Source organism: Massilia sp. CFBP9026 (assembly GCF_034045165.1).
Taxonomy (GTDB): Bacteria; Pseudomonadota; Gammaproteobacteria; order Burkholderiales; family Burkholderiaceae_D; genus Telluria; species Telluria arenae.
On record NZ_JAXCWH010000003.1, the window covers coordinates 245103 to 266137 of the forward strand.

General features: G+C 66.6%; 24 protein-coding genes, 1 other RNA gene and 1 pseudogene. 12 read left to right on the plus strand and 14 right to left on the minus strand.

The genetic code is table 11. The features are described from left to right. Positions 1-30: 30 nt before the first annotated feature. The 5 genes from SOM28_RS09425 to SOM28_RS09445 all read left to right on the plus strand — a co-directional run bounded on the left by SOM28_RS09425 (position 31) and on the right by SOM28_RS09445 (position 2182). On the plus strand, positions 31-282 hold the full coding sequence (locus tag SOM28_RS09425; protein WP_229415088.1) for a hypothetical protein: 252 nt from the start codon (positions 31-33) through the stop codon (positions 280-282). Next, complete coding sequence (locus SOM28_RS09430; RefSeq protein WP_123071851.1) at positions 279-590, plus strand: cell division protein ZapA; 312 nt, start codon at positions 279-281, stop codon at positions 588-590. The genes SOM28_RS09425 and SOM28_RS09430 overlap by 4 nt, the downstream gene beginning before the upstream one ends. A 46-nt stretch (positions 591-636) precedes the next feature. Beyond that, a non-coding RNA gene (ssrS, locus tag SOM28_RS09435) (6S RNA) lies at positions 637-818 on the plus strand. Between the two features lie 89 nt (positions 819-907). Beyond that, positions 908-1378 (plus strand): EVE domain-containing protein, encoded by a 471-nt coding sequence (locus tag SOM28_RS09440; protein WP_320467957.1) that lies wholly within the window; start codon positions 908-910, stop codon positions 1376-1378. Beyond that, positions 1379-2182, plus strand: a complete 804-nt coding sequence (locus SOM28_RS09445) for a sulfite exporter TauE/SafE family protein (RefSeq protein WP_208281269.1) — start codon at positions 1379-1381, stop codon at positions 2180-2182. On the opposite strand, the gene SOM28_RS09450 is transcribed toward SOM28_RS09445, so the two are convergent. The 7 genes from SOM28_RS09450 to SOM28_RS09480 form a co-directional block, all read right to left on the minus strand. Continuing rightward, a complete protein-coding gene (locus SOM28_RS09450; protein WP_320467958.1) occupies positions 2179-4362 on the minus strand; it encodes a xanthine dehydrogenase family protein molybdopterin-binding subunit in 2184 nt (727 codons plus the stop codon). The two genes, SOM28_RS09445 and SOM28_RS09450, sit on opposite strands and share 4 nt — an antisense overlap. Then, positions 4359-4838 carry a (2Fe-2S)-binding protein gene (locus SOM28_RS09455; protein ID WP_320467959.1) on the minus strand — a complete coding sequence of 160 codons (480 nt, stop codon included), beginning with the start codon at positions 4836-4838 and terminating at the stop codon, positions 4359-4361. The genes SOM28_RS09450 and SOM28_RS09455 overlap by 4 nt, the downstream gene beginning before the upstream one ends. Beyond that, the gene (locus SOM28_RS09460) at positions 4835-6133 is read right to left on the minus strand and encodes a c-type cytochrome (RefSeq protein WP_320467960.1); all 1299 of its coding nucleotides are present in this window, start codon (positions 6131-6133) and stop codon (positions 4835-4837) included. The genes SOM28_RS09455 and SOM28_RS09460 overlap by 4 nt, the downstream gene beginning before the upstream one ends. 77 nt (positions 6134-6210) lie before the next feature. Continuing rightward, on the minus strand, positions 6211-7020 hold the full coding sequence (gene lgt / locus SOM28_RS09465; protein WP_320467961.1) for a prolipoprotein diacylglyceryl transferase: 810 nt from the start codon (positions 7018-7020) through the stop codon (positions 6211-6213). 13 nt (positions 7021-7033) lie between these two features. Further along, positions 7034-7936 (minus strand): LysR family transcriptional regulator, encoded by a 903-nt coding sequence (locus tag SOM28_RS09470; protein ID WP_320467962.1) that lies wholly within the window; start codon positions 7934-7936, stop codon positions 7034-7036. Positions 7937-7987: 51 nt separating this feature from the next. Further along, positions 7988-8212, minus strand: a complete 225-nt coding sequence (locus tag SOM28_RS09475; RefSeq protein WP_123071843.1) for a TIGR04438 family Trp-rich protein — start codon at positions 8210-8212, stop codon at positions 7988-7990. A gap of 68 nt (positions 8213-8280) precedes the next feature. After that, the gene (locus SOM28_RS09480; RefSeq protein WP_320467963.1) at positions 8281-8733 is read right to left on the minus strand and encodes a winged helix-turn-helix transcriptional regulator; all 453 of its coding nucleotides are present in this window, start codon (positions 8731-8733) and stop codon (positions 8281-8283) included. Positions 8734-8836: 103 nt separating this feature from the next. Here SOM28_RS09480 and SOM28_RS09485 point away from each other — a divergent pair, with 103 nt between their 5' ends. The 6 genes and pseudogenes from SOM28_RS09485 (at position 8837) to SOM28_RS09510 (ending at position 12388) form a co-directional block, all read left to right on the plus strand. Continuing rightward, a complete protein-coding gene (locus SOM28_RS09485; RefSeq protein WP_320467964.1) occupies positions 8837-9772 on the plus strand; it encodes an NADP-dependent oxidoreductase in 936 nt (311 codons plus the stop codon). Between the two features lie 22 nt (positions 9773-9794). Further along, a complete protein-coding gene (locus SOM28_RS09490; protein ID WP_123071840.1) occupies positions 9795-10157 on the plus strand; it encodes a DUF1330 domain-containing protein in 363 nt (120 codons plus the stop codon). Between the two features lie 65 nt (positions 10158-10222). Beyond that, positions 10223-10312 (plus strand): annotated as a pseudogene (locus SOM28_RS26305) (hypothetical protein); the annotation flags it as partial. 55 nt (positions 10313-10367) lie between these two features. Next, positions 10368-10850 (plus strand): zinc-binding dehydrogenase, encoded by a 483-nt coding sequence (locus SOM28_RS09500; protein ID WP_320467966.1) that lies wholly within the window; start codon positions 10368-10370, stop codon positions 10848-10850. 145 nt (positions 10851-10995) lie between these two features. After that, on the plus strand, positions 10996-11304 hold the full coding sequence (locus SOM28_RS09505; RefSeq protein ID WP_320467967.1) for a c-type cytochrome: 309 nt from the start codon (positions 10996-10998) through the stop codon (positions 11302-11304). A 523-nt stretch (positions 11305-11827) separates the two neighbouring features. Next, positions 11828-12388, plus strand: coding sequence for a DUF3617 domain-containing protein (locus SOM28_RS09510; protein WP_320467968.1), 561 nt, complete (start codon positions 11828-11830; stop codon positions 12386-12388). Here the strand turns inward: SOM28_RS09510 and SOM28_RS09515 are convergent. From SOM28_RS09515 to SOM28_RS09525, 3 genes are all read right to left on the minus strand, one after another. After that, the gene (locus tag SOM28_RS09515; protein WP_123071837.1) at positions 12385-12774 is read right to left on the minus strand and encodes a hypothetical protein; all 390 of its coding nucleotides are present in this window, start codon (positions 12772-12774) and stop codon (positions 12385-12387) included. The two genes, SOM28_RS09510 and SOM28_RS09515, sit on opposite strands and share 4 nt — an antisense overlap. A gap of 34 nt (positions 12775-12808) precedes the next feature. Then, positions 12809-13945, minus strand: a complete 1137-nt coding sequence (locus SOM28_RS09520) for a branched-chain amino acid ABC transporter substrate-binding protein (RefSeq protein ID WP_123071836.1) — start codon at positions 13943-13945, stop codon at positions 12809-12811. Positions 13946-14126: 181 nt separating this feature from the next. Continuing rightward, complete coding sequence (locus SOM28_RS09525) at positions 14127-15161, minus strand: CHAD domain-containing protein (RefSeq protein WP_320467969.1); 1035 nt, start codon at positions 15159-15161, stop codon at positions 14127-14129. 210 nt (positions 15162-15371) lie between these two features. Between SOM28_RS09525 and SOM28_RS09530 the strand changes: the two genes are divergently transcribed. After that, the gene (locus tag SOM28_RS09530; protein WP_320467970.1) at positions 15372-16538 is read left to right on the plus strand and encodes an L-dopachrome tautomerase-related protein; all 1167 of its coding nucleotides are present in this window, start codon (positions 15372-15374) and stop codon (positions 16536-16538) included. 25 nt (positions 16539-16563) lie between these two features. On the opposite strand, the gene SOM28_RS09535 is transcribed toward SOM28_RS09530, so the two are convergent. The 4 genes from SOM28_RS09535 to SOM28_RS09550 form a co-directional block, all read right to left on the minus strand. Beyond that, positions 16564-17169: an SIMPL domain-containing protein gene (locus tag SOM28_RS09535; protein WP_320467971.1), complete on the minus strand. Its 606-nt coding sequence runs from the start codon at positions 17167-17169 to the stop codon at positions 16564-16566. 202 nt (positions 17170-17371) lie between these two features. Continuing rightward, positions 17372-18331, minus strand: coding sequence for an FAD-dependent monooxygenase (locus SOM28_RS09540; protein WP_320467972.1), 960 nt, complete (start codon positions 18329-18331; stop codon positions 17372-17374). 303 nt (positions 18332-18634) lie between these two features. Continuing rightward, positions 18635-18745 (minus strand): FAD-dependent monooxygenase, encoded by a 111-nt coding sequence (locus SOM28_RS09545; protein WP_123071833.1) that lies wholly within the window; start codon positions 18743-18745, stop codon positions 18635-18637. Positions 18746-18814: 69 nt separating this feature from the next. Further along, positions 18815-20956, minus strand: coding sequence for an NHL repeat-containing protein (locus tag SOM28_RS09550; protein WP_320467973.1), 2142 nt, complete (start codon positions 20954-20956; stop codon positions 18815-18817). Positions 20957-21035: the final 79 nt, after the last annotated feature.

Consider the following 21035-nt stretch of genomic DNA (forward strand, 5'->3'; position numbering starts at 1 on the left):
CTCTCAGACAAAATCGACCGGCTCGCCCAATTGACCCAGTCGTTGCGCGCCGAGAACTATTTGCTGCGCCAGGCCAATACCCTGCTCAGCGCCGAGAACCTGGCGTTCAAGGAGCGCCTGATCGAGGCCCAGCGCCGGGTCGAGGCCGTGCTCGACGAGTTGCCCAAGCCGCCGGGCGAACCGGAACCGGAACCCGAAGGCGAGGGCGGTCAACCCGAGCCCGGGCCGGATGAGCCGCTGCCGCTCCATCTCGCGCACGCCGCCCGTCAGGAGCAACGATGATCCATCTCGACGTCACCATCATGGGCCAGCCCTACCGCCTGGCCTGCCGCGACGGCGAAGAGCGCACCCTGCGCGAGGCGGTCGCTTACCTCGACGGCAAGATGTGCCAGCTGCGCGACTCGGGCAAGGTGAGGGGCACCGACCGCATCGCCGTCATGGCCGCGCTGAGCGTCGCCGCGGAATTCCTGTCGGTGAAGTCGCCACAGGGACCGTTGTCGGACATGTCGATCCTCGAGGTCAAGCAAAAGCTGGAAGCGATGCACACGGTGCTCGACAAGGCGCTGACGCCCCAGGAAAATCTTTTCTGAAAAGCCGAATCCGTTTGACATGCCGCTTCAAAAGAGTAAACTGCGCTCTACCCTGCGGTGTTCGAGATTTGCCATATATTCCTTGAACCATTCTTACGCATAGGTCGTGGAACAAGTTCGATGGGAGTGAGCGTCACTCGTTTGACGAACCCGAAATTGATCTGACCGTGACCGCCTTGAACCGTTTTGGTTCAGGATGCCGGCAAAAACGGCACTGGCGGGGGCTAGGATACACAAGCGGTTGCGCACTTTGTACGCAGCCGCTTTTTTTTGTGCGCGCGTCGATCGTGACGGCGCCTTGCAGGGAGAACGGCGCGATGCGCTATTGGTTGATGAAATCCGAACCGGACGAAGTCAGTTTCGACGACGTCCTGTCCGCACCCGCCCAGACCGTGGCCTGGTTCGGCGTGCGCAACTACCAGGCGCGCAACTTCATGCGCGACGCGATGGCCGTCGGCGACGGCGTCCTGTTCTATCACTCCAGCTGCGCCGTGCCCGGCGTGGCCGGGCTGGCCGAGATCGCGAGCGGTCCCTATCCCGACGCCACCCAGTTCGACCCGGCCAGCCATTACCACGACCCGAAAGCCACGCAGGAAGCGCCGCGCTGGATCTCGGTCGACGTGCGCGCGCGCGAGGCGGGGCGCTACCTGCCGCTGGCCGAGATGCGCACCGTCCCCGCGCTGGAAGGCATGGTGCTGCTGCAGAAGGGCAGCCGGCTGTCGATTTCGCCGGTCACCAGATCCGAATGGGATGCGGTCGTCGAACTCGTGCGCGCCAGGGAGGCTTGAATGGACCCCTGGCTGATCCTTGCCCTGCTGGCGATGGGCACCTTCGGCGGCTTCGCGGCCGGCCTGCTCGGCATCGGCGGCGGCATGGTGCTGGTCCCCTTCATCACCATGATCTTCACCGCGCGTGGCTTCGCCGACGAACTCGTGGTCCACATGGCGATCGCCACCGCGCTCGGCGTCATCCTGTTTACCTCGATGTCCTCGGTGCGCGCCCACCACAAGCACGGCGCCGTGCTGTGGCCCGTGGTGCGCCTGCTGGCGCCAGGCATCCTGATCGGCTCCTGGATCGGACCCTGGATCGGCAAGCAGATGAATACCTCGGTGCTGGCCTTCTTCTTCGGCTGCTTCGTCGCCTTCTCGGCCACCCAGATGCTGATCGGGAAGAAGCCGAAGGCGGCGCGCGAATTGCCGGGCCGGGCCGGCATGTTTGCCACCGGTGGCCTGATCGGGATTTTGTCGGGACTGGTGGGCGCCGGCGGCGGCTTCGTCTCGGTGCCGTTCATGACGCGCTGTAATGTGCGCATCCATAACGCGGTCGCCACCAGCGCGGCGCTGGGCTTTCCGATCGCGCTCTCGGGCACGCTGTCGAATATGTTTTATGGCTGGGGCGAGCCGGGCCTGCCGGCATGGTCGCTGGGCTTCGTCTACCTGCCGGCGCTGGCCATCATCGTGCTGGCCAGCGTGACCATGGCGCCGCTCGGCGCCCGCACCGCGCACAAGATGCCGGTGCGCCAGCTGCAGCGCATCTTCGCCGTGATCCTGTATGCGCTGGCGGCCTATATGTTCTGGAAGGCCTTCAACTAGGCTTTCCTGACCCGCGCGCGATCGAGCGGCAGGTCGCGCATGCGCAGGCCGCAGGCGTCGAACACCGCGTTGGCGATCGCCGCGGCGGCCGGGCCCTGCGCCGCTTCGCCGGTGCCCAGGAAGGGCTGGCCGGGGCGGTCGATCAGGTGCACGTCGACCTTGTCGGGCGCCTGGCCGAAGCGCAGGATCGGATACGAGGCCCAGTCCACGGTGAGCACGCGCGCGGCGTCGAAGCGCACCTGTTCCAATAAAGTCCAGCTGGCCGACTGATTGACGCCGCCCTCGATCTGGTTGCGCACGCCGTCAGGGTTGACGATCTCGCCGCAATCCACGGCGCTCGATACGCGCGTCACCCGCACCAGACCCGTTTCGCGCGCCACTTCCACCTCGACCGCCAGCGCGCAATACGACGCCAGGTTCTTGTAGCGGGCGAAGGCGAAGCCGCGGCCACGCCGCGCGGTTTTCTTGTAATCGGCCCAGCCAAATTTTCCCGCCGCCAGCTTCACCACGTCGATGGCGCGCGGATCGTCTAGGTGGCGTAGCCGGAACGCGACCGGGTCGACTTTCGCCGCGCGCGCCAGTTCGTCCATGAAGCTTTCGATCGCGAACACATTGCAATAGGCGCCCAGGCCGCGCATGGCCGAGGTGCGCAGGACCGCCTCCGGCTGGAAATGATGGGTCACGCGCGCGTTCGGCAGCCGGTAATAGGGGATGGCATTGCGGTCGCCGCTGCCTTCCGGCTGCGGGCTGGGTTTCGGTTTTGGCGGCGTAAACGGCTTGGCCAGATGCGTTGCCGGGAGCAGGTTGCCGGCCTTGCCGGGACGCGTATTGTGCGGCGGCGTGAAAACGTCGTACTGCCAGTCGGCGATGCGGCCGTCAGCGCCCAGCGTGGCCGCCACCTGCGCCACCATCGCAGCGCCGAAGGGCTCCCAGCCGTGTTCGTCCTCGCGCATCCACTGCACCCGCACCGGCCGGCCCGGGAAGGCGCGCGCCAGCAGGGCGGCATCGGCCGCCACGTCGTCGGCGCCGTTGTGGCCATAGCAGCCCGAACCCTCGACGTGGATGCAGCGGATCGCGTCCTCCCGGGTTCCCAGCAGCTCGGCCAGCGCGCTGCGCAGCGGGAATACGCCCTGCGAGTGGGTCCAGACCGTGTAGCGGTTCTCCACCAGCTGCGCCACCGCGCAGGACGGACCGATGGAAGCGTGCAGCTGGAAGGGGCGGGTATAGGTGGCCTTGAAGTGCATGCCCTCCGGCACCCGCGCGCCCCGCTCGAGGATGGTCGTCGGTTCGGCCGGCTGGGCCATTACCAGCGCTTTGATGTCGGGATGGACCGGCAGCGCGGCCGGCGTCTCCCAGCGTGCGGCGCGCGCCAGCAGCGCGGCGGCCTTCACGGCGCGGTATTCGCCGTCCGCGATCACGGCCAGGAAGCGGCCGTCGCGCACGACTTTCAAGACACCGGGCAGGCGCATGACGGCGACCGTATCCAACCCGGTCAAGGTCGCTGCCTGCGAGGGTGGACGCACCACGCGCGCATGTACCATGTTCGGCAGGCGCAGGTCCTGCACGTAAGCGGGTCCGCCCGTGACCTTGGCCGGGATGTCGACGCGTGGTAGCGACTGGCCGATCGCCGTCTTCGGGCCGGGAGCGGGCGGCGCCGGTCGCGGCGTGGCGCGCAGGTGCAGCTCCTGGCCGGTGACCAGCTGGCCGAAGCTCGCGCGACGGCCGTCGGGGGCGACGAAGGCGCCATCCTTCAAGGCCAGGCCGGCCTCGGGCGCGCCAAGGCGCGCCGCCGCCAGTTCGCCCAGGCGCATCCGCACCTGGCCCGCCGCATGGCGCAGCGCGGCGCCGCTGTCCTTCATCGAGTTGCTGCCGGCGGTCATGCCTTCGTCCGGCGTGCGCGCGGTGTCGGCGGTGACGAGCGTCAGGCGTCCTGGCGCGATGCGCAGCTCGTCGGCCACGACCTGCAGCAGCGCGGTCTTGATGCCTTGCCCCAGCTCGGCCTTGCCGGTGAAGACCGTGATGCGTTCATCGGCGTCGATGCGGATCCAGGCGTCGAGCCAGGGCGTTTGTTCGAGGCTTTTCGGTAATGCGTCCTGCGCGGACCACGCTGGCATGGCGAACGACAGCGTCAGCGCGCCGCCGGCGGCCAGGAAGCGGCGGCGGCCCTGGTCTGCGCTCATCGCTTTTCTCCCTTTGCCAGCACGTCGGCGGCACGCCTCACCGCGCGCAGGATGCGCATATGGGTGCCGCAGCGGCACAGGTTGGGCGACATGTGGGCGCGGATCTGCGCGTCGGTAGGTGCCGGCGTCTTTTCGAGCAGCGCGCTGGCCTGCATGATCATGCCTGCGATGCAGTAGCCGCATTGCGCCGCCTGCTCGTCGATGAAGGCCTGCTGCAGCACGCCGGGCTTGTCGCTGCTGCCCAGGTCTTCGACGGTGCGCACGGCGCGCGTGCCGACGCTCGACACGGGGACCAGGCAGGACATCACGGGCTTGCCGTCCATGATCACGGTGCAGGAGCCGCACTGGCCCAGGCCGCAGCCGAACTTGGCGCCGTTCAGCGCCAGGTCGTTGCGCAGCACGTACAGCAGCGGGGTGTCGGGATCGGTATCGACGGCGTGGGGCTTGCCGTTCACCTGCAGGCGGTAAGTCGTCATGGTGCTCTCGCTTTGCTCACTTGCTGGTCCAGTTCCGGCCAGGCCGGCTGGCCGGCGCCGTACTTGCGCAGGTAGGCGGCCAGCGCGCCGGCCTGTTCATCGCTCAGGATCGCCTTGAAGCCGGGCATCCAGCGTCCCGGCTCGCCCTCCGGCGGCAGGATGCCGCTGTCGACGATGTGGATCAGGCTGCGCGGGTCGGGGTCGTACAGGGCGATCGCTTTCTGCAGCGGCAGGGCGCTGCCCGAGCTCGGGGCGCGGCCGACGTCATGGCAGCGCGCGCAGGAATTGGCATACAGCTCGTAGCCGAGGCGCATGCGCGGCAGGTCGGGATCGTCGGCGGCGGGTTGGGGGAGCGCTCCGCCCTGCTGCGCCGGCGTCGCGCGCAGCGGCGCCCGCGACAGGTGGCTGTGGGTCCAGGCGGCCAGCGCGGCGACGTCGCCTTCATCGGCCTGGGCCAGGTGCATCACCACGTCCTGCATCGGCCCGCCGGCGACCGCGTGATCCTCGGCCATGCCGGTGCGCAGGTAGGCCTGCAGCTGTTCGCGTGTCCATGGCAGCGGCGACGGCGAGTGACGGTTCAGGGCCGGCGCGTACCAGTCCTCGGCTTCGCCGCCATCCAGCTGGCGCTTGATATCCGGACCGCCCAGCTTCGTGCGCGGCGTGTGGCAGGCGGCGCAGTGGGCGACGGCATCGGCCAGGTAGGCGCCGCGGTTCCATTCGGCGGATTGTTCTGGGTCGGGCCGCCACGGCGCATCGTCCAGGTACAGCACGTTCCAGAAGCCGACCAGCGGCCGGAAACCGAAGGGGAAGGTCATGTCGTTGGCGGGCGCCGGCGCGGCGATCGGGGAGCGCGTCATGAAGTAGGCGTACAGGTCGTCGATATCGGCCTGGGTCATGCGCACGTAATGGTTGTAGGGGAAGGCGGGATACAGCCGGTGGCCGTCGCGCGAGACGCCCTCGCGCATGGCACGAGTAAAAGCTTCAGCGCTCCAGGCGCCGATGCCGGTGTCGCGGTCCGGCGTGATATTGGTGCTGTGGACGGTGCCGAACGGCGTTTCCATCGGCTTGCCGCCGGCGAAGGGGCGGGACAGGTCGGCTGTGTGGCATGACGCGCACATGCCGAGGTGGGCGAGATTGGCGCCGCGCTCGATGCGGGCCTGGTCGAAGGAAGGTGGCGTGGCTCGCGGCGCCAGCGCGGGTCGCCACATGATGGCGAAGGCGATGCCTGTCAATACGATGATGGCGGCGAGGAGCAGCCACCATCGGGTATGCCGCCTGCGCCTTGTTTGATCCATGAGGGCTCCGATCCGTGGAGCCTCATTGTCGGGCGTGAAGGACGAGCGCTCTGTGCGCTCGCCCACTCAGAGGCGGATCAGGCGGTTACAGGCCGGCCCGGCGCCTGGCGATAGGCCCAGGCCAGCATGACGAGGGCGGCGACGATCATCGGCAGCGACAGCACCTGGCCCGAAGTGATCGGCAGGCCGAACACGGTGGTTTCCCAGTCCGGCACGCGGAACCATTCGGTGAAGAAGCGCGCGCAGCCATACAGCAGGGTAAACATGGCGCCGACCGCCAGGCGCGGACGCGCCTTGCGCGCGAACATCCACAGGATCACGAACACCAGCACGCCGTCGACCAGCGCCTGGTACAGCGGCGATGGATGGCGCGGGCCAGCCACGCCGGGCCACAGCATGGCCCACGGCAGGCTCGGGTCGGCCAGGCGGCCCGGCAGTTCGGCGTTGATGAAGTTGCCCATGCGGCCGGCGGCATAGCCGAGCGGCACCAGCGGCGCGATGAAGTCGTACACGTCGAGCAGGTTGCGCTTGCGTTTGCGGGCCCACAGCGCCATCGCGATCAGCACGCCCAGGAAACCGCCGTGGAAGGACATGCCGCCCTTCCAGATCATGAAGATCTCGAGCGGATGTTCGAGGAAGTACAGTGGCTGGTAGAACAGCACTTCGCCAAGGCGGCCGCCCACGATCACGCCCAGCATCCCGTAGAACAGCATGTCGTCCAGGTCGTCGCGGGTCCAGCCCTGCGCGGCCACGTGCGGCATGCGGATGCGCACCCGGCCCAGGATGATGAACAGGGCGAAGGCCACCACGTACATCAGGCCGTACCAGTGGATTTGCACCGGGCCGAGCGCAATGGCGATCGGGTCCGGCTGCGGATGAATCAGCATAGTCAGTCTCTCTTCAATTCTTCAAACATTCCAGGAAGCCCCTCAGCACGGGCGAATCGTTGTCGCGCCGCCAGGCCAGGCCGGTTTCGGCCAGCGGCGCCGGGTCGTGCAGGGCACGGTATTCTACGCCGGGACGCATCAGGTTCGACACGGATTGTGGCACAAGTGCCAAGCCCATGCCGCCGGAAACCAGGCTGACGATGGTCTGCATCTGGATCGCTTCCTGGCCAATGGTGGGCAGCACCCCGGCCGTGCGAAAGCAGGCCAGGATCGCATCGTGCAGGCTGGGCGCCACTGCGCGCGGGAAGATCACCAGCGGCAGCGGCGGCAGGTCGCGCAGCCGCACCGGGCCTGGTTTGTCCAGCGCCGCCAGGCCGCTCGGTGCGCACAGCACCAGCGGCTCGTCGACGATCTTGAGGTAATCCAGGGCGCCGTCGGCCATGACGTCGGCGGCGCCCGGCTGCGGCGGTATCACGAAGCCGGCGTCGATGCGGCCCGAGAGCAGTTCGTCGAACTGGACGTCGGAGGTCGCCTCTTGCAGCACCAGGCGCACGGCCGGATAGGCGGCGCGATAGCGGCGCAGCACGTCGGGCAGCATGCCGAGGCCGGCGGTCGAGACGAAGGACAGGGCCAGGCGGCCCGCTTCGCCGCTGGCCGCGCGCCGCACCAGCTCGGGCAGCGCGGCGGCCTCCTCGAGGATGCGGCGCGCTTCCGGCAGCAGGGCGGCGCCGGCCGCGGTCAGGCCGACCATGCGCCGGTTACGCACGAACAGCGGGGCCTTGAACAGTTCTTCGAGGTTGGCGATGCTCTGCGACAGCGGCGGCTGGGTCATGTGCAGGCGGCGCGCGGCGCGGCCGAAATGCAGCTCTTCGGCCACGGTGACGAAATGGCGCAGCTGGCGCAGTTCGGGATGCATGGGTAATGATTGGACGGGACTGTGATATGTCCAATGTATCACAGGGCCGGTTCAGCGGCGCTTGTCGAGGGTCTTCTTGACGCGTTCGTTGCGGCGTTTGTCCTGGAGCTCATGTTCCTTTTTCTTGTCGAGCCCGAGGATCTTTTCGATGTACTCGAACCAGATGAAGGCGAGCACGAACAGCCCGGCGATGACCCACCAGGACAGCTCGGCAAAACGCCAGACCTCGAAGAAACGCAGGGCGGCAAGGGCGACGATCAACAGGATCAGGGGCATGTGCTGTACTCCTTACAAGCAGGCATCTTACAAAGAAAACGATGCTTGTGGGGCGAATTCATGTGGACTCACGATTGGCGCTTGCCACCCGTGACGATCGATACGCCGTCCGGCCGCAGTGCAGCCTTGTCATAACCCTGGCGGGCCACGATCACGTCCTTGATGTGTACCTGCGCCCACTGGCACATCTGCTCGGAGATTCCCGACACGCTCACCCCGAGCGGCGTCAGCGCGTACTCGACGCTCGGCGGCGTGGTGGCGTACACGGTGCGCGACACCAGGCCATTGCGCTCGAGCGTGCGCAGCGTCTGCGTCAGCATTTTCTGCGTCACGCCTTCCAGCCGGCGCCGCAACTCGCCAAACCGCATCGGTTCACGCGCGAGCGACCACAGCAGCAGCGTCGCCCATTTGCCCGAGAGGATGTCGACCAGCTCCCTCGACGGGCAATTCCCGTTGAAGACATCGGCCGGCGGCAGTTTGCGACGCTGGCTGGGCGTCAGGCCATTGAGCATGGTATCCATCAGGTACCTACCTTCCATAAAGGTGCCTAGTTTACATCAGAGACCGTCAATCCGACAATGCCTGCGCGGCCGATCAAGCGGCCAACCAACCAGGAGAATTGCAATGCAAAGTTTGATTCAACACAGCTTCGGCGGTCCCGACGTTCTTGTGCTGGAAGAGCGACCGCGCCCCGTTCGCAACTTTGGCGACGTGCTGGTGCGCGTTCATGCGGCAAGCGTCAATCCGATCGACCTGTACACGCGCGCCGGCGTGATGCCGATCCTGGGGCCGGCGCCGGTGGTGCCGGGCTGGGACATCTCCGGCGTGGTCGAGGAAATCGAGCTTGGCACGACGACGTTCAAGGTCGGCGACGAGGTGTTCGGCATGCCGTTGTTCCCGCGCGCCGCCAATGCCTACGCCGAATACGTCGTGGCGCCCGCGGGGCAGCTCTGGCACAAGCCTGCGCAACTGAGCCACGCCCAGGCGGCGTCGCTGGCACTGGCCGGCCTGACTTCGCTTCAGGCGCTGCGCGACATCGCGCGGCTGCAGCCTTCGCAGCGTGTCCTGGTCCATGGCGCAGGCGGCGGCGTCGGCCATCTGGCGGTGCAGGTGGCCAAGGCCATGGGCGCGCATGTGATCGCAACCGCCAGCGCATCCAAGCACGCCTTCGTGCGTGGGTGCGGTGCGGATGAGGTCATCGATTACACCGCAGTCGATTTTACCGAGCAGGTGCGGGACGTGGATGTGGTGTTCGACGTGGTCGGCGGAGATTGCGCGGAACGCTCGTTGCAGGTGTTGAGGCCTGGCGGGATCGTCGTGACGGCGCTTGGCCTCAGCCATGGCCACATGCCGGCGCTGGCCGCGGCGGCCGGCAAGCGCTTTTCCAGCATCGCCGTCCAGCCCGACGGCGCCGGCCTGCGCCAGTTAGCCGAGTGGGTGGCCGCCGGCCGCCTGACGCCGCACGTGAGCCAGACCTTTCCACTGGCCGAAGGCGCGCAGGCGCATCGCGCCCTGGAAGCGGGATCCATGCTGGGAAAAGCCGCGTTGATCCTCGTATGACCTTCACATTTTCGGGAAACCCATGACCACTTTCGCTCTCGCACACATCACGCATTCGACCGTCAACGACGACATCGTCGAATACCTCGGCCGCATCGACGCGACGCTCGCCCCTTACGCGGGGCGGTTCCGCGTCCATAACGGCGCCATCAAGCCGCTGGAAGGCGCGTGGACCGGCCAGCTCGTCCTCATCGAGTTTCCCGACAGCGCCAGCGCCGAGGGCTGGTACGGCTCGGCGGCCTACCAGGACATCATTGCGCTACGCACCGCGAATGCGTCGGCCGACGTCATCCTGGTCGAGGGCGTCGCCCCTGGCTACAAGGCCGCCGAGGCGCTCGCAGGCCTGGTGGCCGGCCGGGCCACGGAAAACAAGAAAGAGCATTGATGATGCGTGCATTCGTAGCAGATTCATTCACGGGGTTTGGCGGAATCCGGCTTGAACAAACCGCGATGCCGGTGGCGGATCAGGACCGGCTTCTGGTCCGGGTGGCCGCCGCCGGCGTCAACGTTGTCGATCATGCCATCCTGCATGGCAAGATGCCGATGGTCGCCGCGCCCCTGATACTTGGTAATGAGGGCTCGGGGGTGGTCGAGCATGGGCGCCGGCCTCGTTTTGTCGTCGACGGGTTCCCCGGGCAAGGCGGCGCTGGCGCGTGCGGCGGGTTTCGACCATGTCATCGACATGAACGAGGCCGTGCTGGCGGAGGCGATATTGCGCGAGACCAGCGGCCGTGGCGTGGACGTGGTCGTCGATGGCTTGAGCGGCCCCGTGCTTTTCGCCTCGCTGGAGGTGCTGGCCGCACGCGGGACCATCGTCACGGTCGGCTATTCGGCCGGGCGTGAAGTCGCGATCGACGTGACGAAGCTGATCTGGAAAGCCGCGCAGATTCGTGGCTTTAATTTCCTGTTCGAGAGTCCGGAGCGGTGGGCGCTGGCCTGGCAAGGCATCAGCCGGCTGCTGGTTGAGGAAAAGATCAAGCCGGTCGTGGCGAAAGTGTATCCGTTCGAAGCGACGCCGGAAGCGATGCGCTTCCTGGTGGAAGGCCGTCCTGCCGGACGTGTGATCGTTCGCCTTTGACAATGCTCGAGTGTGCGGTAAAAGTTGACAGTTTCTTGTTACAGGATATTGGTAAACGTGGCGATCGCGTTACAGAGTGTATCGACCCGATTGCCCCAGTGGGAAAGGGGGTAGAATCCAATCAGTCATAAATTCGGAGAAACAAATGAAGCGGTCCCTGATGTTGTGTGTGGTGCTGTCGGCTTTCGCGTCGTCGGGTGCGTACGCCCAGGCCGACCTGGCCAAGGCCAAGAATTGCATGGCTTGCCACACCGTCGCCACCAAGCTGGTCGGTCCTGCCTACAAGGACGTCGCGCAGAAGTACGCGGGCCAGAAGGGCGCCGAGGACAAGCTGGTGCAGAAGGTGCTGAAAGGCGGCTCGGGCACCTGGGGCCCGATCCCGATGCCGGCAAATCCGCAGGTGAGCGAGGCCGAGGCGCGCTCGCTGGTCAAGTGGGTGCTGGCGACCAAGTAAGCATCACCCTTATCCGTAAAAAGCGCGCCTGCGTGAGCAAGGCGCGCTTTGTCGTTTACGGCCGACTTCATTCGTTGTACAGGATCGTCCAGGTAGGGTCAGTGTCGAATTATTCGGCAATTTCCTCAAAACCTTACTAATCAATTAGGGTCAGAGTCGAATTCTTTGATAACTTTTTGCACAAACGAAAGACGCGATTGATTTTAGATGCCGTGAAGACGTAGCTCCCAAGGCGGAAAATGATTATTTTGTGCGAAATCAAAATCAGCCTAACGATCGCTTGTGCAAAATCACACCGTGGGGAAATGGTATGGCGACGCGCCATTGGAACGACAGCCGGCGCGGGAAAATTGCTCAATAATTTGACTCCGACCCTAATTAATTCGTAAGGTTTTAGGGAAATTGCTAATTAATTTTACTCTGACCCTAATAGGGATGGGCGCGAAAGGAGGCGCGTCTGCGTGCGCGGCGGCGGAGCCAGGTCGGCTACACTGGTGGCCAACCACCAGGAGCGACTATGAGAATGATTCGGACCGCAAGCATCGCATTGAGTATGGCAACCTTGTGCGCGACGAATGCGTTTGCGCAGCAAGTCAATATCAAGCCTGGGCTGTGGCAGATCGACATGACCCTGCCCGGCCAGGGCGGGGGCAATCAGATGGCGGGTATCGCTGCGTTGATGAAGAATCAGATGGCCTCGATGTCGCCGGCCCAGCGCGCGGAGATACAGAAAAGGCTGGGCGCCAGTGGGACTGAATTCACGGACGATGGCCTGCGCACCAAACAGTGCATCACCAAAGAGGACATCGCGAAGTTCGACGTATTTGGCAAAAAAGGTCCTGACGGCTGCACCAGGAATGCGACCCCCGCCGCGGGCGGCATGAATGTCAGCATGCAGTGCACCCAGCCGCAAATGAAAATCGATGCCGTTGTGAAGACCCCGAACGAGACGGCCTATACCTTCGACTCGACTGCCACCGTGGCCGGTCCGAACGGCATGATGGTGACCCAGAAAACCAGCGGCACGGGTAAATGGCTGGGCAGCGACTGCGGCAGTGTCGCGCGGGTGTCTGGCGAGGGCTAAGTGCCTACCCCGGGCAAGGCCGTCGGCGGCACCTCGTCGGGCGAGAAGAATAGCCAGTCGTGGTTGCCGAGACTGATGCCGATCCCGGCTACCTGGAAATGGCTGCCCAAGTCGGGCGTGAAGAAAATCTGCGGCGCGTCGTCGTAGGTGGCGCCGGCCAGCATTACCAGCAGGGTCGAGCCGCCCGCGTCGATCTTCAGCGCCATCTCGTTGAGCATGGCGATGCGTCCGCGGCCCGACTGCACCAGACCGCCCAGCGACCTGGCATAGACGAAGCACAGCGCCGTGGCCTCCTCATGCCAGGCGCGCAGGCGCGCCGCGATGTCGCCGCCGCCATGCGTGGAAGATCCTCGGACCAGTTGCTGCGGTGCGGCCAGGATGCCCATCGGTCTACTCCACGAAAGTCTGGCGGCGTGACGATCAGCGGATCACGTCCATCCGCGTGCGCTTGCCGCCCTTGTAGGTGTACAGCGTCAGCGCGCCATCGAGGATGTCGCCCGACGGATCGAACTGGATGGTGCCGGTCACGCCCTCGTACTTGATCTTCTTGAGCTCAGGGAGGTACTTCGCCGGCTCGGCCGATTTCGCCTTCTGCATCGCGGCCGCCATCACCATCACCGAGTCGTACACATACGGCGCATACAGCTGCACTTCGAGCCCCGTCTTCTGCTTGAAGCGGTTGCGGAAGTCGGTCATCACCTGCTCTTGTGCGCCTTTCACGCCGCCCGCTTCGGCGCACACGACCTTGTCTTCGCCGACCGCGTCGCCGGCCAGGCGGCCCAGCGCCGTGGTGCACATGCCGTCGCCGCCCATGAAGCGGGCATTGATGCCGAGCGCCTTCATCTGCTTGAGCATCGGGCCGGCCACCGCATCCATGCCGCCGAAGAAGACCAGGTCGGGCTTCTTGGCGCGGATGGCGGTGAGGATGGCAGTGAAGTCGGTGGCGGTGGCGCTGGTGAACTGCTTGTCGACGATGCGCACGCCCGGGCCCTTGGCGGCCTTCGCGAATTCGGCGGCCACGCCCTGGCCGTAGGTGGTGCGGTCGTCGATGACGGCGATGTTCTTGACCTTGAGCGTCTCGACCGCGTACTTGCCGAGGGTGCCGCCCAGCTTGGCGTCGTTGGCGACCACGCGGAACACGCCCGGGAATTTCTGTTTGGTGAACTGGGTCGCGGTGGTGGCCGGCGACACCTGCACCAGGCCGGCGTTGTGGTAGATGCGCGAGGCGGGCACGCTGGTGCCGGAGTTCAGGTGGCCGACCACGCCATTGACCTTGGCGTCGACCAGCTTCTGCGCCACCGCCGTGCCCTGCTTGGGATCGCTGGCGTCGTCCTCGGCCAGCAGCTGCAGGGTGACCTTCTGGCCGTTGATCGTGAAGCCCTTGGCGTTGAGTTCATCGATCGCCATGCGCGCCGCATTTTCGTTGTCCTTGCCGAGGTGGGAATTGGGGCCGGAGACCGGTCCCACATGGCCGATCTTGACGATCTGCTGGGCGCCGGCGCCGGAGGCGACGGTCAGGGCAATGGCGAACGCGATGGGCTTGCTGATGAACCGCATGGACGGGCTCCGAAGTAGGGTGGTGGACGTGGCAGATCTGAAATTGCAGAGCAACGTTACCGCAAATTACAGGCTTCGGAAAGCGATAAATACAGGGTCCGCGCGGGCCGCACCCGGGCGGTGCGGCGGCGCCGGAAGGTGGTGCGCCGACGGCCGCCTGGCGCGCCGCCGCGGGGCAGGATCAGCGCGTGATACGGCGCTTGGCGACGTCCGCCAGCGTCTTCGCCAGGCCCTGGGCATCGGCTTCGCTGCTGGCGGCCATGTAGCCGCGCACATAGGCGGCCTGTTTGGCGACCTGGCTGCTGCCGCCCTTGAGTTCCTCGAGCAGGTGGTCGGCCACCGCCATGTCGTTCAGGAGGCCAAGGCGGTCCTGCAGCTTTTCCAGGTGGCCGACGTAGCGCTTGACGCGGCGCGCCGGCAGCAGGTCGCGGAAGAATTCAGCAGCGTAGCGCGCCTTCTTGGCGGCGATGCGCACCCGGTGGCGGCCCGGCGCGTCGTCCTCGTCCAGGCCGTCGATGCGTTTGGCCAGGCGCTTCTCGGCCTTGCGCAGCAGGGGCAGGGCGGCCCTGGCGGCGCGCTCGGCCAGCGGCGAATCCTTGTCCAGCGTGGCCTCGGGACGCCAGCGGCGTTCGCCGAGCCATTCGTTCAGCTGCATCATCAGCTCGACGTAGCGCGGCTCACGCAGCACGTTCAGGATGTGCGCGTGGTGCGCGTTCGCCCGCTCGTGCGCGGCCTGGCGCAGCGCCGTCGAGTCGAAGCCCTGGACCCGGTCGAGGGTGGAGTCGGCCAGCACGTCCCAGTCGCGCGCCGGTCCCAGTTCGCCGGACAGCCATTCGATGTCGGCATGCAGGGCAACCGGCGGCGCGGCCAGGTCCTCGAACATGGCAAGCAGCGCGCGCAGGCGGCGCAGCCCGACCCGCATCTGGTGCAGGCTTTCGACGTTTTGCTTGCCCACGCCCGGCAGGTTCGCTTCGATCTGCTGGACGCAATTGAGGCCGATGGACTGGAAGGCGTCTTCCAGCGTCATGCGCCCGCGCAGGCGCACCGGTTCGGCCTTGACCGGGCGGATCGGTTCTTCCTTCGGCAAAGGTTGATCCTGCTGGGGTTCGGATGGCGCCACCGCTGCAGCCTGCTGCGGGACTTGCTGTTCGGCCGGCGCTGCGATGGCCGCGTCTTTGCCTTGCGACGCCAGTTTTTCTTTCTGTTGCTTACTCATGCTGGTTCCTTTCACGGTAGACAAGCGCAGCGGCAAGGTGGATCGCGAAGAAGTCTGTGTGGATCTTCACTGCGAGCGTGAAAGTGCTACCCACTCCGCTGGCTGTTTCGCTGCCACGAGAAGTCCTATGCTTCTCCCGACAACGAGCTGGACAAATCGATCATACGCCGATGAACCGGCCAGCTCGCCCATACATGACAGGAGAATGACATGATGCATCCAAAGACCCTCGCGCGCTTGTACGCCGCCATCGCTATTGCCATCGCCGTCCCGGGCGCGGCCCACGCGGCGACGGCCGCGCCCATCCCGACCATCGGCCAGCTCGAACGCGTGGCCGCCTTCGACGGCCCGATGCCCACCGGTGTCACGGTGGCCGAAGGCAAGCGCATCTTCGTGAACTTCCCGCGCTGGGGCGATGACGTCCCCTATACGGTGGCGGAAATCCGCGATGGCAGGCCGGTTCCGTATCCCGACGCCGCCATCAACCGCGCCGACCCCGACGATCCGGCCCGCGGCCTGGTCAGCGTGCAAAGCGTGGTCGCCGATGGCCAGGGACGCCTGTGGATCCTGGACACCGCCGCACCGGGCTTCGCCGCGCCGAGGCCGGGCGGCGCCAAGCTGGTGGCGGTCGACCTCAAGACCGACAAGGTGGTCAGGACGATCGTGTTTCCGCCCGAGGTGATCCTGCCTAGCACCTACGTCAACGACGTGCGTTTCGATTTCCGCGTGGGCGCCGAAGGCGTGGCCTATGTGACCGATTCGTCGCTGAGCGGGCCGGGCGCCATCATCGTGCTCGACCTGGCCACCGGCAAGGCGCAGCGCCGCCTGCAAGGGGATCGCTCCACCTCGGCCGACCCGCACTTCGTGCCGCGCGTAGAGGGCCGCGTCTTGCAGAGCCGTGCAGCCGATGGCAAGACCGCGCCGTTCCGGGTGGCGTCGGACGGCATCGCGCTCTCGCCCGACGGCGAGACCCTGTATTTCAGCCCGTTGTCGGGCCGGCATGGCTACGCGGTGGCAACGCGCCTGTTGCGCGATGCGGCGGTCAGCGAGGCGGCGCTGGCGCTGGCCGTGCGCGACCTGGGCGAGAAGGGTGCGTCCGACGGGCTGGAGACCGATGCCGCCGGCAACCTGTATGCAACCGACTACGAAAACAATGCGATCCGCCGCCTGGAAGCCAATGGCAGCTGGCGCACCATTGCGCAAAGCCCCGAGCTGCTGTGGCCCGATACGCTGTCCGTCGGTCCGGATGGCTACCTGTACGTCACCGCCAACCAGTTGCACCGCCAGGCCGGCTTCAACGGCGGCAAGGACCTGCGTGCCAAGCCATACCGCCTGCTGCGCATGAAGATCGGGCACGGGCCGGCGCCGACGCGCTGATGTTCACTTGATGCTCACTTGAGGCTTACTTGCCGATCCGGTAGATCACGTCCACGCCCTGCACCAATTTTTGTACCGTCACCAGCAGCGGATCTCCCGGCGCGGACACCGGGCTGTAACGCGGCCCGTCAGTGGCCAGTCCCATCGCGTTCGATAGATTCTTGAGCGGCGCAAGCGCCACGCCGTTCGCCGCTCCCAGCCTGGCGCCAATGCCGCGCGCGATGTTCTGCGCCTTCAGGCGCGCCGCGCCCAGGGCCTGGCTCACGAGTTCCGCCTCGATCTTGTCGGCGTCGCTGCGGCTGAAGGCGACCGCCAGCGACTCGACGTGCGGCATCGTCATCAGGGCCTGGATCAGCGCCGTCCACCCCTCCAGATTGCGCACCGTGGCGTGGACCGCGGCGCGGGTCTCGATCGCCTGCACCGTATCGCCTTGCTTGAGAGGACGGCGCAGCAGGTCCTGCACCGAGATGTCCTCGACCGCGACGCCATGCTGCGCGAGCAGCGCGCGGCTGGCCTCGAGCCGTTCGCTCACCAGCTTCCAGGCCGCTTCCAGGTCGGGGTCCAGGCTGACGATCTCGAAATCGATCTCGCCCACGTCCGGCATCACGTGCAGGTTGGCGGCGGCGTTCACGTGGATGAAGGGATAGTTCGGCAGGTCGGCCGCCTGGGCCGGGGTGAGTGCGGCGCAGGAAGCGATGGCGAATATGGCGGCGAGTTCTTCAGCATGACGGTCCTTGTGAGGCGGGAGGATTCCCGGCGACAGCCAGCTTAGGTTATCTAGACATTGATGTCTAGAAGTGATGATATTTCATGCCGGACGGGTAGGGCGACCGTCAGTCGCAGAAGCGCCGGTAGGCGCGGTCGCGGAAGTAGTGGGCGAGGGCGTCCGGCCCGCGGCCCGGATCGCACAGCGCGATGTGGCCATCCGGCCGCACGAGATAGTAGGCGTTGCGTGCGAAGCCGGCTGCTTCATGGCGCGCGGTCCAGGCGAATTCGCGCATGGGCATGCCGTGCAGCAGGCACCAGGCGCGCAGGCCATCGCCGGCCTCGCCATAGACCTGCACCTGCCAGTCGATCTTCTCCAGCGGCGCGTGGTTGTCCACGCCATCTGCCTCGACCCAGGGCAGCCGGTCGCCGGCCTTGATGCTCCCCGCGCTGCCGGTGCTGAGCGGGCTGTCGTGGTAGCTGATCGTGATCTGCGAGACGATTTTGAAGATCAGTTCGCGCACCGCGTCGACGCCATAGGCAACGGTGGCGAACAGCGGCGCAATCCGGGTGCGCACGAAATCGGCGAAGTTGCCCTCGGCCGTGATGAAGTTGAACAGGCGGTCGGTGGTGTCGACCAGCTTGCGCGCGAACGCCAGTCTTTCGGTCTCGTAGCTGTCGAGCAGGCTGTCCGGCGCCTCGTGGCGCACCACGGCGGCCAGCTTCCAGGCCAGGTTGACGGCGTCGCCGATGCCGGTATTCATGCCCTGGCCACCGGCCGGGCTGTGCACGTGGGCGGCGTCGCCGACCAGGAAGACCTGGCCGCTGCGGTAATGGCTGGTCACGCGGTGGTGCACGCGGTAGGTCGAGAACCAGTGCACCTGGTCGACCCGCAGGCCCAGGCTGGACAGGGCGCTGTGGCCGACGTTGTCGAAGGTATAGGGGCCGGCGCCGGCCGTGCGGCTTGCATGCACGATGCCGATCAGGCGTCCGCGACCGGTGTCGGAATAGGGCAGCATGATGATGAAGTCGGACGTCTCGAGCGAGACGTGCACCTCGCCGTCGGCCGCGACGTCAATGCCGTGCAAGTCGCGAACAAATAACTCCTCTTGCGGAGACAATTTCGGGAACTATGTCTCGTCTCGCCCCTCTTATAACCATCGGCTCCTGTATCTGGCTGCCGTTGAAGATGTTGGCGGTGAGTTCCACCGTCTCTGCCTGTGGAGGAGAAGGCGCTGGCCCGGCATGTACATTGTCAGGTGAAACCGTCTCCCGTGAAGCAGGAATTCAACAGCAAAGCTAACTACGGTTAGCATTGCGTAAGTTTGAAAGAACGGCGTGAGCTTCTCGCCGGCGTCCTGTTGCGAGAAGCGCGCGAGGGTCGTGCCGGGCTACCCCGCCTTATCCACGACCGAGACCTTGACGCCCGAGAGTGCCAGCCACAGGGCCAGCACCAACTCGGTTGGCCCTGCGCCGGCGATGAGCATGTCGTACCTGTTCATCGCCGCCTCCTTCTCTTACTCAGATGCCGGCCTGGTCCGAAGGTTACATGGAGGGCAGCCGCGAGGCCTTTACTCCACCACTTCGAAGGCCAGGTCGCGCCCCTCCAGCGCCAGATTGCCGGCGAAGTCGGCGGCGTGGATGCGCAGGGTGTAGCGGCCGGGGGCGAGCTCGCCGATGCGCCAGCTGCCGGTCTCGATCTCGCCGTCCTGCAGGCGGTTGTTGAGCGCGTAGTCGAACTGGGTCGACTTGCTGCCGTAGACCGTAATGCCGCTGGTCGGCGCGTAGACGGCCTTGACGGCGTCCTGGTTGCGCGGCAGGCGGTCGAAGACCTGGGTGATGAGCGGCTGCTCGAAGCCGGCGAGCGGCGTGCCGTCGGCGCCCAGCAGCTGGTAGCCCAGCTTGTACAGGCCGAGCTTGCGGCGCGCCAGGTTGCCGTTCACCTGGTCGTAGGCGTTGACCACCACCTGGATGTCGCCCAGGCTGCGGGTCAACAGGATCGGCTGGCCCTTCTTCGCCGTGATGCGCTTGCCGGCGCCGTCGTACAGCGCGATGCGCTGGATGTACGGCGGGACGGTGTCGGTAAAGCCCGTGAAGGGCAAGGTGAGCGGGTTGACCACGTTGCCGCCCTGGTAGTAATCCAGGTGGACGTGGGCCATGGCATTGATGGTGCCGAGCGCATCGCCTACCGCGAAGCGGGTGCCGCGCGGCACCCGCACGCGTTCAGCTTTACCTTTGGCGTCGCGCAGGATCTGGAAGCGCGGATCGAGCGGCCGGCCCTGCGGGTCGCGGCCGACGCGCATGTGGATGTACGAGAGCGGGCCCAGGCTCAGGCCTTCGCTGAGCGTGTTGAAGCCCCAGTTGGCATGCGGGTCGGTCACTTTCGACGGGAACACCGCCAGCACTTTCGCGCCGACGTCGGCGCGCACGTCCAGGCCGGCGTGGAAATGGTGGCGGCTGTCTCCGTTGTAGGCGCCGCGCACCTCGCCCATCACGCCGACGACTTCATGGACCATGTCTTGCGGGCCGACCGGCCACGGCATCGGTTCGGTGCGCGTGACCAGCGCCGGCCGCGCCAGTACCGGCGCAGGTTCGCCCTCGCGCGGCGGCGCCAGCCGGTGCACGCGGTGGGCACTGGCGTCGGCCACCACCAGACTGCCGTCGCGGCTGACCGCGATGCCGCGCGGGCCGTACAGCTGCACCGTGCCGTCGCTGCCGAAGCCGTTCGGATCAAGCGGGCGGTCGGCGTCCTGCAGCGGACGCATTTCTCCTTGCGGCGTCAGTTGCAGGATGCGGCCGCCGGAACTGGCGGCGATGTACAGGTAGCCGTCGCGCGTGAGCGCCAGGCCCGCCGGACGCCGCAGCGGCGGCCGGATCTCGCCCTCGAGCGGGATCGCCAGCGTGTCGACCGTGCCGTCGGGCTTGATGCGGCGCACCGCGTGGTTGCCGGTGTCGGCCACGTACAGCGTGCCGTCGCGGTCGGCCGCCAGCGCGCTCGGGGTGTCGAAGCCGGCGTCCAGCAGCGCGCCGTCCAGCAGGCCGGGTTTTCCATTGCCGGCCAGCGTGGTCACCGTGCCGTCGGGCGCGATGCGGCGGATGCGGTCGTTATAGGTGTCGGCCACGTAGACGATGCCGGCGTCGTCCACCGCGATGCCGACCGGGCCGTTGAACTGGGCCGCACGGCCCACGCCATCCAGGTAGCCGGGGCTGCCGCTGCCGGCCACCGTGGTCACCGTGCCGTCGGGCGCCACCTTGCGGATCGCATGGTTGCCGGTGTCGGCCACGTACAGATTGCCTTCATGGTCGAGCGCCAGGGCGGACGGGGTGTGGAAGGCGGCCGCCGCGCCGATGCCGTCGGTAAAGCCTTCCTTGCCGCCGGCCAGCGTCGAGACCGTGCCGTCGGGTTGGACCAGGCGGATGCGGTTGGCTTCGCCCCCGTCGGCGACGTAGACCGCGCCGCGCGGGCCGATGGCCACGCCGTACGGGTCGCTGAAGCGGCTGGCGCTGGCCGGCCCGTCGATCACGCCGTCGCGGCCGTCGCCCGCCAGCAGGCTCACGCGCGCCGGCCAGAATGGCGTGGTCTTCGCGATGGGCGGCGTCAGGATGGCCAGGGCGCCGGGGCGTTGTTCGATGGTATCGGTGAAGTAGACGGCCGTGCCGATAGCCAGGATGGCGGCGCCCACGAGCGCGGCAATGAGGGAAGTTCGTTTCACGAGACGCAAGAGAGGATGCTTAAATGCATGTGGGGTGGACGGCAGCGCCGACTACGCGCCCCGGTCCACCCCACGCGGA